The following is a 13,554-nucleotide window of genomic DNA, read 5'->3' as shown; positions in this document are numbered from 1 at the left end:
TATGAAGAAATTTTACTTGTTATGCTTACTTGTAGCATCGGCCGCGTGTGCCAATGCGCAGGCCCCCGCTGCAGATGCTGCCCCCGCTAAAGGCAATTACCAACTGGCTTCCAAATTTTCGGTAGATAAGCTCCGCAAGATGGTAGGCACCGCCTCGGTTGATGCCCATTGGCTTAAACAATCAAACCGGTTTTGGTATACTTATGAAAATACCGAAATGCGTAACTGGTACCTGGTTGACCCTGCCCAACACTCAAAAAAGAAGATCTTCGACAACGAGAAACTGGCAGCCGAAATCACCCTGATTATCAGGGACCCGTTTGATGCCCAGCATCTGCCGATAGAAAACCTAAAGTTTACTAAAGACGAAAAGTCGATACAGTTTGAGCTGAAAAGCACCATAGACGTGGTTAAAAAAGACCGCAAAGACAAAAAAGCCGCCGACTCGCTGGAGAAAAAGACTTTTTACTTTACCTACAACCTTACCACCGGTAAACTGGCCGAGCTGGTAGATTTTAACAAAGTAAAGCCTAAACCAACCTGGGCGTCTATAGCGCCGGATAGTTCGGCTATCATCTTCTCGCGCAACTTTAACCTGTATTGGATGGATAAAGACAACTACAAAAAAGCTGTAAAAGACGAGAACGACAGCACTATTGTAGACCATCCGCTAACTAAAGAAGGTGTCGAGTTCTATGCTTTCGGCAGTGGCCGTGGCGATGATGAGACGGATGGCGATAAAGTAAAGGCCCGTAAAAAGCGCCGGCCGGCCGGCGTACAATGGTCGCCCGACTCGAAATACTTTATACTGCAACGTACCGATGAACGCAAGGTGAAAGACTTGTGGGTAATTAACAGCATTGCCGAACCCCGCCCAACCCTGGAGACCTATAAATACCACTTGCCGGGCGAAAAGGACTCGCCGCTGCGCGAGATGTACCTGTTTGAGTTTGGCCCAAAGACCTATAAAAAGTTAGTCACCAACCTGTATAAAGACCAGGAGCTGGGCGTGTGGGGTGCCCCACAGCTACAAAAACAGCGCGACGATGAGTTTAGACCAAGCATTTGGCTGGGCACTAACAGTAAATTTTACTTTTACCGCACCGCACGCGACTTAAAACGTATTGACATTTGCAGCTATGACATACTAACTGGCAAAGTAAACATACAAGCCCAGGAGCGCATGAACACCTACGTAGAGATTGGCACCCCGGGCCTGATCAATGGCGGCAAGGAGCTGGTTGAATGGAGCGAGCGCGATGGCTGGGCACATTTTTACCTGTATGACGAAGCCGGCAAGCTAAAGAACCAGATAACCAAAGGCTCTTTCCACTGCAATGAAATTGTGAAGATAGACGAGAAAGCGCGTGTGCTATACTTCACCGCCTCGGGCCGCGAGGCTGGCGAGAACCCATATTACGCGCACCTGTACCGCATTAACCTTGATGGTAGCGGCCTTAAACTGCTTAACCCGGGCAACTTTACCCACAGCAGCAGCCTTAACGATGCGCCAAGCTATTTTGTAGACAACTTCTCGAGGGTTAATGCAGGTCCAAAATCGGTATTGTATGACAATAATGGCCGCAAGATCATGGATCTGGAAACTACTGATCTGTCGCGCTTAATGGCTGCGGGTTATAAATACCCTGAGCCGTACAAGATCAAAGCCGATGATGGCATAACCGACCTGTACGGCGTTATGTACAAGCCTTATGATTTTGACCCGGCTAAGAAATACCCTATTATTGAGTACGTATACCCGGGTCCGCAGACAGAGGCAATCAACTTCGCCTTCTCTACCAGCATGAACTATGTCGACCGTTTGGCGCAGTTAGGTTTTATTGTCATCAGCGTAGGTAACCGCGGTGGCAGCCCTGACCGTTCAAAATGGTACCACAACTTTGGCTACGGCAACCTGCGCGATTACGGCTTGGCTGACAAAAAAGCCGCTGTGGAGCAACTGGCAGACCGCTACCCGTTTATTGACATTACCAGGGTAGGCATTACCGGTCACTCGGGTGGTGGTTTTATGAGTGCTGCCGCGATGTTTGTTTATCCTGATTTCTTTAAGGCTGCTGTGTCTGAGTCGGGCAACCATGATAATGCCGTGTATAACCGTTGGTGGAGCGAGAAGCATAATGGTGTTAAAGAAGTAATATCTGCCAAAGGCGATACCACTTTTCAATACACCATTGACAAAAACCCGGACATCGCCAAAAACCTTAAAGGCCACCTGATGCTGTCAACCGGGGATATTGACAATAACGTAAACCCTGCTAATACCATCCGCGTAATTAACGCGCTGATAAAAGCTAATAAACGTTTTGACTATGTGTTACTACCCGCTCAGCGCCACGCTTACGGCGACATGACGGAATACTTTTTCTGGAAAAAAGCCGACTACTTTGTACAGCACCTGTTAGGGGATTTCTCGCAACCGGTAGATATCCTGGAGATGTCTCGCGAGGTACCGATGACGGGTAAACGGAAATAATTGGTAATCCTGTTCCGCCGGGAGACGCAAAGCATTGCGTCTCTACAAAAAATGCCCGACCCCACAGTTGTTGGGACGGGCATTTTATTTATATTATCTTATATAAAATTAATCCTTCACCGCATCAACAATCAAAGAAGTATAACCTAGTTTGCCATCCTGATTACGTGGGTCGTATCTGCGCGAGCGGTGGATCATGCCACCATGAAGCGACCAATCGACGTAGTTGAACTTGCCGTTCTCATCCCAATACTCCAATAGCTCAACCCGGAAACCGGCTTTCTCCAGGCGGCTTTTCATTACGTCGTAGGTATATAATATCTTATGGTCATCGGCACCAATGCCTGAGCCGCCTACCCGTACCCATTCAATATATTCTTTATCCGGATTATTGCCATCGGGCACCGCTATGCGTAATCGGCCACCCTTCTGCAGGTAATCATAACAGTTTTGGTTTGACAGGCGGGTCTCTTCATCCGGGATATGCTCCCAAACATGCTCAGCCAGTATGTTGCTCACACGCTCGTCGCCAAAAAGGCGCTGCCAGTCCGACGCTTTGCTGGCATCCAGGGCTTCGTATTCCGATAGGATCCACTCTTTGCCCAGCTTAATTTTCGACGAGCCAATAGTTAACTTACGTTTCTTTAAAACGTTAAAATTATACCTGATCTGTAATGTGCCTATAAACCTTAAAAAAGCGTATTTCATTTTAGTAGGATACTTGTTTACTGCTACTGTATTTTGCAGCATCAATTATAGGCATTTTATCGCCCTTATAAAAGCCATTTTGTCCGGCCTGTGTTATTCATGTCCTATACAATTTCGGACGGACAGCGAGTTTGCTTAATCTTTCTTAACCATATCGGCTAACATCTCTACAGACATGTCTATGCCGTTAACCACGTGCGTGGCCTGCTCATAAAATCCTTCGCGTTCGGCTAATTTTTCTGCAATAAAAGCTACCAGTTCTTCGCCATGTTTACCTAAAATAAGGGGGCGTGTGGTTTTGCCTTTGTCTAAGCGCTCGGCAAGTGTTTTGGGCGATAGCTTGATGTATAACGATTGGCCATTGGCATTCATCCAGGTCATGTTATCAAAAAAGCAGGGCAATCCTCCACCGGTTGATACTACCACATTTTCAGGATAGTCGGTTTCTTTTAAAATAGACGACTCCATCTCTCTGAAAGCATCCTGACCGTTAGCGGTAAAATATTCGGTGATAGGCATTCCGGCTTTGGCTTCAAAAACATGGTCAAGATCCATAAACTCAAAGCCCAGGTGGTTAGCCAATTTGCGGCCCCAGGTGGTTTTGCCGCAACCCATAAACCCTATAATAAATATTTTCATTTTATGACTTTTCTTGACACTCAAACATAATCAACCTCTGTTAAATTTTATAAACGCTAAAGTAGCAGTGTCGGATTATTTAGCATCTACATTACTATCGTTGAGCGACGCTTTGCTCCCTAAATATTTGCGGCAGGAAAATTACTTCGCCGGTAAGCTCTTTACCATCAAATTGCGTGTACTTTCGTACGTCATTTATTTCTATCGCTTGTACAGGTGCTTGCCGCTCGCCAGTACCAATAGAGTGGATAGACAATGAAAAAGGTATAACAAAAGTGTGAATGCTGCTCGATCGGTAATCGTACCTCAAATAGTTTGAAAGGAATTTTGAATTTAATTTATCCTTGACTTTGACAAACTGAGCCTTTAGCGTTGAATCGGCACTGTCTGACATATCCATTTCCAAAACGTTCTTTCCAGGATCTACTAGTACACGTATCAGACAAGCTACAGGCTTTTTTAACCGTTCTAGTTCTATTGGATACAGTATTTTATCGCGTACATCCCCCGCAAACTGATCATATAATTTTGTAGCGTTTTGTTGTGCAAAGGATTGGCTCCCCCCAAGAAGCATTAGTATCAATACATATTTCATGACTAGTCGCTCCTTATTGCTTACCAAAATAATCTTTAACTAAGTCATCATAGTCAGGCACATTGTGAAAATGCCATTTGTTTACGATAGTACCGTTTTTTAACAGCATAACGCCGGGGTTGGCCCTAACCATTGATTTAAGCGGTACCGCATCAGCATAAAACACCTCGTTCACCAGTTGATGTTTTTTGGCAAAGGCAACGGCATCCGCAGGCGCGGCGGCGGTAAGTAAAATGGTGCGGGTATTAAAGTTTTGCGTCAGGTTAGCTGCCAGGGCATTTAACCGATTAAGAGCAGCCGCGTTGGTTTTCTTCAGGTCATAAGCAACTATAACCAGGCTATAAAACGGGCTGCTCAGCAGTTCGTTATTATAATTATTGCGTTGTGCATCCTGTATGGCAAGGTCTATAATTTTAGGTGTAAAGCCCTTTTTAACCAGGCGACTTTCAGGGTTACCAACTATCTCCCAGTTGGCATCTTTCCATATCTCGGTTTTAAGGTATTCCTTATCTGTCATGGTCTTATCTTCGCCGGTCTTTTTGTTTTTAAGTTTATAGGTAAGCTCAAACTCATCGGGCATAGCGCCGGGCGGGGTCTTCATTTCATTGGGGATGTTAACGCCTACTTTATAAGGTAAAAAATCAACCACCGGTAAAAAGCTGTATGTATAAAAACCAAAGCTTACCGATATTACTACCGACACGATAAATAGACGCTCGCCGACTTTGCGACGGAACACCGGCTTTACAACATCCTGATTTTTGAAGATAACCAATATCAGCAACAGTAAAACCACATCTTTACCGAACGATTGCCACGGAGTTAACGGTATAGCGTCGCCAAAGCAGCCGCAGGTTTGAACCACCTTAAAAAAGGCCGAGTAAAAGGTTAGGAAGGCAAAGAATATAATAATGGCCAGCAATCCCCATATAACCCTTTTAGCATACACGCCTATCAACAAGGCAAATCCTAAAATCATTTCTAGCGCGCAAAGCAGTATCGCGAACCCCAATGCCCAGTTATTTAAAAATGTGATGTGAAATACCTCGAAATACTCTTCAAGCTTATAAGAAAACCCCAACGGATCATTCGCTTTTATCAATCCCGAAAATATAAACAGTAGTCCTACAGCAATTCGACAGAACCATATTAATCCACTTTTCATTATTGCACCCCCAGTTTAATCAGCGCAAAAACCGAGTAATTCAACATATCCTGGTAGTTTGCACTCACCCCCTCTGATGCCAGGGTTTGCCCTTTATTATCTTCTATTTGCTTAACGCGCAGTAGTTTCATCAGTATCAGGTCGGTTAATGAGCTGATCCGCATATCGCGCCAGGCTTCGCCGTAGTCGTGGTTTTTGGCAAACATCAGGTCCTTGGTTTCTCTCACCTTTTCTTCAAACATCGGGGCTACAATTTCGGGCGCCAGTTCACTTGGCGTATCAGCTGTGCAGTCAAGCTGCATCATGGCAATAATGCAATAATTAACAATACCAATGTACTCGCCTGTAATATCATCGCCCACTTTTGATACCTTTTTTTCTTCGAGCGTACGGATGCGTTGCGCTTTTATAAAAATTTGATCAGTGATGGATTCCAGGCGAAGGATGCGCCAGGCGGTGCCATAGTCGTGGGTCTTTTTCATGAAAAGGCCTTTGCAAACATTAATTACGGCGTCGTATTCGGCGGAGGTATTGTTCAAGATAAAAATTAACAGAGATGGGGTTTAATTAAATATGTGTGGTTGCAGGGCCATCTATTCCCTTTGTGCTCCTTAACGGTGCCACGCATCTAATTATAGTTTATTATGTTTTTTTGCAGAGTAAGGCTAACTTTACCCATCATAATCAATGGCTAAAGATACAGTTTTTAATAAAAAGACGACGCTCAATGCGAAGGGTAAGCCTATAGATTTATCCACACCCAAAGTGATGGGTATTATCAATCTTACGCCCGACTCTTTTTACGCACTCAGCCGCCAACCTGCTATTAATGATGCACTTAAGCAGGCCGAAAATATGTTGGCAGAGGGTGCGGCCATACTCGATTTGGGTGCTTATTCATCCCGCCCGGGAGCGCAGGATGTATCTGCACAAGAAGAAACCGACCGCCTGTTACCCGTTATAACGGCATTGGCAAACCGCTTTCCCGATGCTGTTTTGTCTGTAGACACATTTCGTGCATCGGTTGCAGAAGCTGCGGTAAAAGCCGGCGCGCACATTATTAATGATATATCCGGCGGACAGCTTGATGAAGATATGTTTACCACCGTAGCCCGTTTACAGGTGCCGTACATATTGATGCATATGAAAGGCAACCCTAAAACCATGAGTAGTTTAGCCGTTTATGATGATGTATTTACAGAGGTTTTTGATTATTTTGTAGAACGATACGCCAGGTTGAAGAAGTTAGGCGTAAAAGATGTGATTTTAGACCCCGGTTTTGGCTTTGCTAAAAAACCGGAGCACGGTTATGCTTTACTAAACCGCATGGATGAGTTTACCCAATTGGGCTTACCTATACTTACCGGCGTGTCCCGTAAAAAAATGATTTATAATTTGTTAGATATTAAGCCGGATGATGCGCTTAATGGCACTACGGTTTTAAACACGGTTGCTTTAGGCAAAGGCGCTGATATTTTGAGGGTGCATGACGTTAAACCGGCTGCAGAAGCGGTTAAGTTGATGAATTTTTTAAGAACGAACAGATAATGAGTGATACCCCAGAGTTATATGTATTAGGGGCAGGCCCCGGCGACCCGGAGCTGATAACCGTTAAGGGCTATAAAATTTTGCAGCAGGCCAAAGTGGTGTTGTACGATAATTTGGCAAACCGCGAGCTGCTTGATTTAACCCCGCCCGATTGCGAGCATATTTATGTAGGAAAGCAACCCTATGGAAAATATACCACGCAAGAGGAAATCCATGATCTGATAAAACACTTTGCTTTTACGAAAGGCATGGTGGTACGCTTAAAAGGCGGGGACCCATTCATTTTTGGTCGTGGGTTTGAAGAAATATTGTTTGCAAGGCAGCATGGCATCCGCACGCATTATATCCCGGGGATTACCAGCATGCAGGCTTCGGGATTAGAGGATATCCCGCTAACCCACCGCGCCATAAGCGAAGGCATATGGGTAGTTACAGGCACCAAAAAAGACGGATCACTATCCGGCGACTTACGCCTGGCTATGCAAAGTAATGCCACCGTTGTGATTTATATGGGGATGAAACAGATCGAATCTATAGCTGCAACTTACCGCGATGCCGGCAAAGGGGATACACCTGCAGCCATTATACAGCATGCCTCTACACCGCAACAAAAATCTATTAAAGGGCCGGTGAAAGATTTACCGGAACTGGCTGCAAGCAAACAGTTAACTCACCCGGCTATTATTATTATAGGCTCGGTTACCAGTTTGGCTTAAAAAATATCTTCTGTAAGGCGTGACAATTTTTGCTCGTTAGCGATAGAGATACTTTTGCCCGACAAAATCAATAATCCTTCCTGGATCAATTCGTTAATAACCCGGAAAACGGTTTCGTAGGTAGCGCCAGAGAAGGATGCCAGATCCTGGCGGCTTAGTTCAATGTTTATAAAGCCCTCTTTGGTCAGGCCAAACTGCTCTTTCAGCATCAGCAGCGCCTCGGCTACACGGCCTTTAACAGGCATGTGTGCCAAATTGCGCATTTTACGCTCAGACACGCGCAGCTCCTCTGCAAAAAACAATAGCATTTTGTAGATAAAATCAGCGTTTACCTTTAGCGTAGCTTCAAAAAATTCCATATCGACATAGCTTATAGTCCCGGCCTGCAAAGCTGTAGCCGATATGGTATACACTCCATTACCTCCCAAGGCCCTATGGCCAAAGACTAACCCCTCGCTAGCGAAACGCAAAATGAGCTCTTTGTCTGCACCCCACCGTTTGTGCACTTTAACAATGCCGGTGTTTACAAAAAAGATACCCTTTACCGGGTCACCTTCTTTAAAAATAACCTCTCCCTTTTTCACTTTGTAGTTCTTTTTGTGAGCCAAAACTGCAGGAATCCATTCCTTGATGCAGTTCTGACACAAAAAACAACCTTTTTCGTTATCAAGTATGGTTACTTTCTTCATGAAAGAATAATAAAATCAGTTAATGATACAATTATAGATAATTAAAATCTGATTTTTATCATAGATTTTTATAAATATTTCAAATAGACAATCTTTTTAGTCCAAATTTGATATAATTTATAATGATTTATTAGGATAATATAAAACCAACTACCAATTAGACAAAATATTAGCCGATTAATTTTCTCACGGGGCATTTTTAATTTTATGGCTAATTAATTTGACAGTTTTTTTTGAAAATAACAAACAACAATTCAAAATCTGCCAAATGTTTCAACAAATCTTTGGTTTTCTCCTTGATTAAATTGTATCAGATACATTACGTACAAATAATGGCAGAGTTTAGTATTTTTATCACCACCAATTACAGTAAACCATGAGAAAATACCAGCTTTTTGCAGTTTTTTCACTCTTTTTTGCGGCAACATTGTTGGCGTGGAAAGAAAAACCGACGACTGTTACTCAAAACGCTACCCCGCCCAACATCATCATCATTTTAACAGATGATATGGGCTACAGCGATGTGGGCTGTTTTGGCGGCAACTTTGTGCCTACGCCTAATATAGACCGCATGGCGCAAAACGGGCGCAAATTTATGCAGTACTACAGCGCGGCGCCCATCTGTTCGCCATCCCGTGCCGGGATGCTTACGGGTATGAATCCTGCCCGTTGGAATTTCTCATCTTTTCTGGATAATAAAAAACATAACAAAAACGCCGAGCAGGCCGACTACCTCGATCCGTCGGCCCCAAGCATGGCTAAATTTTTTAAAGCTGCAGGGTATGCCACGGGCCACTTTGGCAAGTGGCACATGGGCGGCGGCCGCGACGTTACCAACGCACCAGGTTTTGAAAAGTATGGCTTTGATGCGCACAACAGCACCTATGAAAGCCCGGATGCTGATCCGCTACTGACAGCCACCAACTGGATATGGTCTGACAAGGATAGTATTAAGCGCTGGGATCGTACCAAATACTTTGTGGACAAAACACTGGCCTTTATGGATAACAATAAAGGAAAGCCTTGCTTTATAAACCTTTGGCCTGATGATGTGCATACGCCATGGGTGCCCCGCAAAGAAACCGAATACACCGGCCAATACCCAATGAACCCCGAAGAGCAGGCTGCCTTTAAAGGCGTGTTAAAAGAGTACGACGTACAAATTGGCCGCCTGTTAGATGGCTTGAAAGCGCGGGGGCTGGATAAAAACACCATTGTTATTTTCACCAGCGATAACGGCCCGTTGCCAAGCTTTAAAGGCAGCCGCGCCATGGGCTTACGTGGTTCTAAGCTATCACTGTATGAGGGCGGCACCCGGATGCCATTCATTGTGCAATGGCCGGGTCATATCCCTGCGGGCACTACCGATGAAACATCAGAAATTAGCGCTACCGATTTGCTGCCTACGCTTACCAAATTTGCCGGCATTAAATTGCCTGCTACTTATAAAGGCGATGGCATAGACCGCGGCGCCACATTTTTGGGCAAACCGTCTTTAAGAGGCAAAGATCAGTTTTGGGAATATGGCCGCAATGCCATCGGCTTTAATTATCCGCGCATTGTAGCCGACAAAAGCCCTAACCTGGCCGTACGATCGGGCGAGTGGAAACTGTTGATGAACAGCGATGGTACCGACATACAGCTGTACAATATCCTGAAAGATAAAAAAGAACAAACCAACCTGGCGGCTAATGAGCCTAAAAAGACCGGCGAGTTAAAAAGCAAACTGATGACATGGTGGCAAACCATCCCTCACTTAAAATAGTATGATGAGTATGATCAAAAGTAAAGGAGCTATAAAAGTTATAGCGTTAGCTGCAACCGTAGCAGGTGCCGGTTTATTGTTGGCACTTAAAGCTCCGAAGGCCGGGCCAACCAATATTCCGCAGGCCCGCAAACCCAACATCGTTTTTATTATGGGCGATGATTTGAGCATGCGCGATATTGGCCCCTTTGGCAGCACGCAGGTGCATACGCCTAACATGGACAGGCTTGCTAAAGAAGGCGTTTGCTTAGACAATATGTATAATATGGTGCCGGTATGCTCGCCAACACGGCAATCTATCTTAACCGGTTTAGGCCCCGTGCGCAGTGGCGCTTACCCAAACCACACCATGATCTATAACGGCATTAAAACTTTGCCTTTGTACATGAAACAGTTGGGTTATAATGCGGCCATCATCGGCAAAAAACATTACGCGCCCGAGGCATCATACCCATTTGATTTTTTGGGCGGACGCGATCATGACGGCGGCGAGGGCGTGGATGTTGACCTGAGCAAAGCCGAAACGTATCTGAAAGCGAATACCGGTAAACCTTTCTTTTTAATGTTTACCAGCAACCAGCCGCATTCGCCGTGGACACGCGGAAACCAGGCAGCTTACAATCCGGATAAGATTAAGCTTGGCCCAAATATGGTTGATACCAAAATAACCCGCCGGCAAATGGCAAAATACTTTGCCGAAATAACCTACCTGGATAGCCTTATCGGCGTTACCTTAGACATCATCAAACGTACCGGGCAGGAGGATAACACTATTATTATGTTCGCTACCGAGCAGGGTAATTCTTTCCCTTTCTCTAAATGGACTTTATATGATCAGGGTCTTCATGCAGGTTTTATCACCAAATGGCCGGGCAAAATAAAGGCCGGCACACGCAATGCAGCAATGCTGGAGTATGTTGACATTATCCCAACCCTGATAGATATTGCCGGTGGCGACCCCACAAAAATTAACACCGGCTCAAAAGACGGTAACGGCAATATGGGTTTCGACGGTATCAGTTTTAAAGATGTGTTGATGGGGAAATCTAGCCAGGGGCATGATTATGTTTACGGCGAACACACCACCCGCGGTATTAATCAGGGTAGCGATGCTTATGGCAGTCGTTCGGCGCGCGATAAGCAGTATCTGTATATCAACAACTTCAATTTTACCGAAAAATTTAAAAACGTGGTTACTGGCTCGCCCTTCTTTAAAGAGTGGCGCCAGATTAATCCTGCGCGTGCTGAAGCCTACCAGACAAGGGCCGAAGAGGAATTGTATGATGTGGTGAACGACCCGTTTAATCTAAAAAACCTTGCCGCCGACCCAAAGCTTGCTACCACCAAAGCTACCCTAAAGGCTAAGCTGGCCGCTTTTATGAAGCAGCAAAACGATAAAGGCCCGCAAACAGAAATGGAAGCTTTAACCAGGCAGCCGAAGAATAAGGAAGAGGATTGATATATAACGACTTTAATAATAAAACAATAAATTAGTAGCCTGATATACCAAGTTATGACTAAAAAACTGCTAGCACTATTACCTATAGCCGGTGTAACTATTGTCGCGTTTGCCGCGTGGACCATCACCAAGCCGAAACCAAAAGCCAACCCTGCGCCACAGCGCCCTAATATTATCCTGATTATGGCTGATGATTTGGGTTACTCTGACGTTGGCTGCTATGGCGGCGAGGTTAAAACGCCTAATATTGATTTTTTGGCTAATAACGGTATTCGTTTTAAGCAGTTTTATAATACCTCGCGCTGTTGCCCAACCCGCGCATCGTTGCTTACGGGTTTATATAACCACCAGGCGGGCATAGGTAAAATGACCGATGCGGAAGACGGACCGGGCTACCTGGGCCATATCACCGATAACGCGGTAACTATTGCCGAAGTGCTGAAAACCGCAGGATACAATACGGCTATGGCCGGTAAATGGCATGTGTCAAACACCGAAGGTCGCCCAACAGCTAAAGAGCAGTTAGAGTGGTTGAATCACCATAAAGAATACCCAGAATTTTCACCCATAGCACAATACCCAACCAGCCGTGGTTTTGATAAATACTTTGGTACGATATGGGGCGTGGTTGACTTTTTTGACCCATTTAGTTTAGTTAGCGGCACCAAACCTATTACCAGCGTACCCAAAGGTTATTACCAAACCGATGCTATTAGCGATACCGCTGTGGCTTATGTTAACGGCTACGCTAAATCAAACAAGCCTTTCTTTATGTATGTAGCGCATAACGCGCCGCATTGGCCGCTGCACGCTAAACCTGCCGACATAGCTAAATACAAAGACACTTACAAAGGCGGCTGGGATGCTATCCGCGAAGCGCGCTATAACCGTATGGTTAAAATGGGTTTGATAGACCCTAAAACCACTAAACTGTCGCCACGTTGGAACGACAACCTGAAGTGGGAAGACAACCCTGATAAGGCCTGGGATGCCGAAGCCATGGCGGTACACGCTGCTATGATTGATTGTATGGACCAGGGTATTGGCCGTTTGATTGCTGCCTTGAAAAAGAACGGACAGCTGGATAATACGCTGATCGTGTTCCTGTCAGACAATGGCGCCAGTGCAGAAAATGCGCCGGCTTACGGCGCGGGTTTTGACCGCCCTAACGAAACACGCGACGGCCGCCCGATAAGCTACTCGCTTAAAAAGGACGTAATGCCCGGCCCCGAGACCGTTTACTCATCTATCGGCCAGCGTTGGGCTAATGTGGCCAACACGCCATACCGCTTATGGAAACAAGAATCATACGAAGGCGGTTTACGTACCCCAATGATTGTTTACTGGCCCAAAGGTATCACCGCAAAAAAAGGGGGCTTTAGCAGCCAGGTTGGCCACGTAATGGATTTTATGACCACGTTTAACGAGGTGGCCGGCGCTAAATACCCAACCACTTATAAAGGTAAAGCCATTACCCCAACATCTGGTGTTAGCTTAGTACCGTCGTTTAGTGGCAAAGCTGTGCCGGGCCATGAGGTAATATTCAATGAGCATTTCCAGGCACGTTACGCACGCTCGGGCGATTGGAAACTGGTATCGGGTGCCGACCGTAACTGGCATTTATACAATTTAGCCGAAGACCGCAGCGAAACCAACGACGTAAAGGATCAAAATCCTGGTAAGGTAAAAGAATTGGACGGCCTTTGGCAAAAATGGGCTACCACCCACAATGTATTACCAAAACCTGGTCGCAAATAATAATCATACAGTAATTGA

The 13,554-nt window shown here is 45.3% G+C and carries 12 protein-coding genes; 6 read left to right on the top strand and 6 right to left on the bottom strand.

What is annotated here, in order from left to right:
* Nucleotide 1 precedes the first annotated feature (1 nt).
* Nucleotides 2–2,494, top strand: coding sequence for a S9 family peptidase (locus ACFSYC_RS03145; protein WP_377123426.1), 2,493 nt, complete (start codon nt 2–4; stop codon nt 2,492–2,494).
* Between the two features lie 108 nt (nt 2,495–2,602).
* Here ACFSYC_RS03145 and ACFSYC_RS03140 read toward each other — a convergent pair whose 3' ends face one another.
* The 5 genes from ACFSYC_RS03140 to ACFSYC_RS03120 form a co-directional block, all read right to left on the bottom strand.
* Complete coding sequence (locus ACFSYC_RS03140; protein ID WP_377123424.1) at nt 2,603–3,202, bottom strand: hypothetical protein; 600 nt, start codon at nt 3,200–3,202, stop codon at nt 2,603–2,605.
* Nucleotides 3,203–3,337: 135 nt separating this feature from the next.
* Entirely contained in the window at nt 3,338–3,841 is a 504-nt protein-coding gene (locus tag ACFSYC_RS03135; protein ID WP_377123422.1) for a shikimate kinase, read from the bottom strand.
* 94 nt (nt 3,842–3,935) lie between these two features.
* Nucleotides 3,936–4,436 (bottom strand): hypothetical protein, encoded by a 501-nt coding sequence (locus ACFSYC_RS03130; RefSeq protein ID WP_377123420.1) that lies wholly within the window; start codon nt 4,434–4,436, stop codon nt 3,936–3,938.
* 13 nt (nt 4,437–4,449) lie between these two features.
* Nucleotides 4,450–5,601 (bottom strand): BT_3928 family protein, encoded by a 1,152-nt coding sequence (locus ACFSYC_RS03125; protein ID WP_377123418.1) that lies wholly within the window; start codon nt 5,599–5,601, stop codon nt 4,450–4,452.
* A complete protein-coding gene (locus tag ACFSYC_RS03120; protein WP_377123416.1) occupies nt 5,601–6,083 on the bottom strand; it encodes a DUF1599 domain-containing protein in 483 nt (160 codons plus the stop codon). Before ACFSYC_RS03120 ends, ACFSYC_RS03125 begins: the two co-directional genes overlap by 1 nt.
* A 205-nt stretch (nt 6,084–6,288) precedes the next feature.
* Between ACFSYC_RS03120 and folP the strand changes: the two genes are divergently transcribed.
* Complete coding sequence (gene folP, locus ACFSYC_RS03115; protein WP_377123414.1) at nt 6,289–7,149, top strand: dihydropteroate synthase; 861 nt, start codon at nt 6,289–6,291, stop codon at nt 7,147–7,149.
* On the top strand, nt 7,149–7,865 hold the full coding sequence (cobA, locus tag ACFSYC_RS03110; RefSeq protein WP_377123412.1) for a uroporphyrinogen-III C-methyltransferase: 717 nt from the start codon (nt 7,149–7,151) through the stop codon (nt 7,863–7,865). Before folP ends, cobA begins: the two co-directional genes overlap by 1 nt.
* On the opposite strand, the gene ACFSYC_RS03105 is transcribed toward cobA, so the two are convergent.
* A complete protein-coding gene (locus ACFSYC_RS03105; RefSeq protein WP_377123410.1) occupies nt 7,862–8,554 on the bottom strand; it encodes a Crp/Fnr family transcriptional regulator in 693 nt (230 codons plus the stop codon). The genes cobA and ACFSYC_RS03105 overlap by 4 nt on opposite strands.
* A 376-nt stretch (nt 8,555–8,930) precedes the next feature.
* Between ACFSYC_RS03105 and ACFSYC_RS03100 the strand changes: the two genes are divergently transcribed.
* Genes ACFSYC_RS03100 through ACFSYC_RS03090 form a run of 3 tightly spaced genes read left to right on the top strand, consistent with a single transcriptional unit; the run spans nt 8,931 to nt 13,536 of the window.
* Nucleotides 8,931–10,319: a sulfatase-like hydrolase/transferase gene (locus tag ACFSYC_RS03100; protein WP_377123408.1), complete on the top strand. Its 1,389-nt coding sequence runs from the start codon at nt 8,931–8,933 to the stop codon at nt 10,317–10,319.
* A gap of 1 nt (nt 10,320) precedes the next feature.
* Nucleotides 10,321–11,778, top strand: coding sequence for a sulfatase family protein (locus ACFSYC_RS03095; RefSeq protein WP_377123406.1), 1,458 nt, complete (start codon nt 10,321–10,323; stop codon nt 11,776–11,778).
* A 54-nt stretch (nt 11,779–11,832) separates the two neighbouring features.
* The gene (locus ACFSYC_RS03090; RefSeq protein ID WP_377123404.1) at nt 11,833–13,536 is read left to right on the top strand and encodes an arylsulfatase; all 1,704 of its coding nucleotides are present in this window, start codon (nt 11,833–11,835) and stop codon (nt 13,534–13,536) included.
* The last annotated feature ends 18 nt before the right edge of the window (nt 13,537–13,554 follow it).

The organism is Mucilaginibacter antarcticus, from assembly GCF_042686155.1.
Classification (GTDB): Bacteria; Bacteroidota; Bacteroidia; order Sphingobacteriales; family Sphingobacteriaceae; genus Mucilaginibacter; species Mucilaginibacter antarcticus.
Note: the sequence above shows the minus strand (reverse complement) of the source record. Positions and strands in the feature narration are given on the sequence as shown.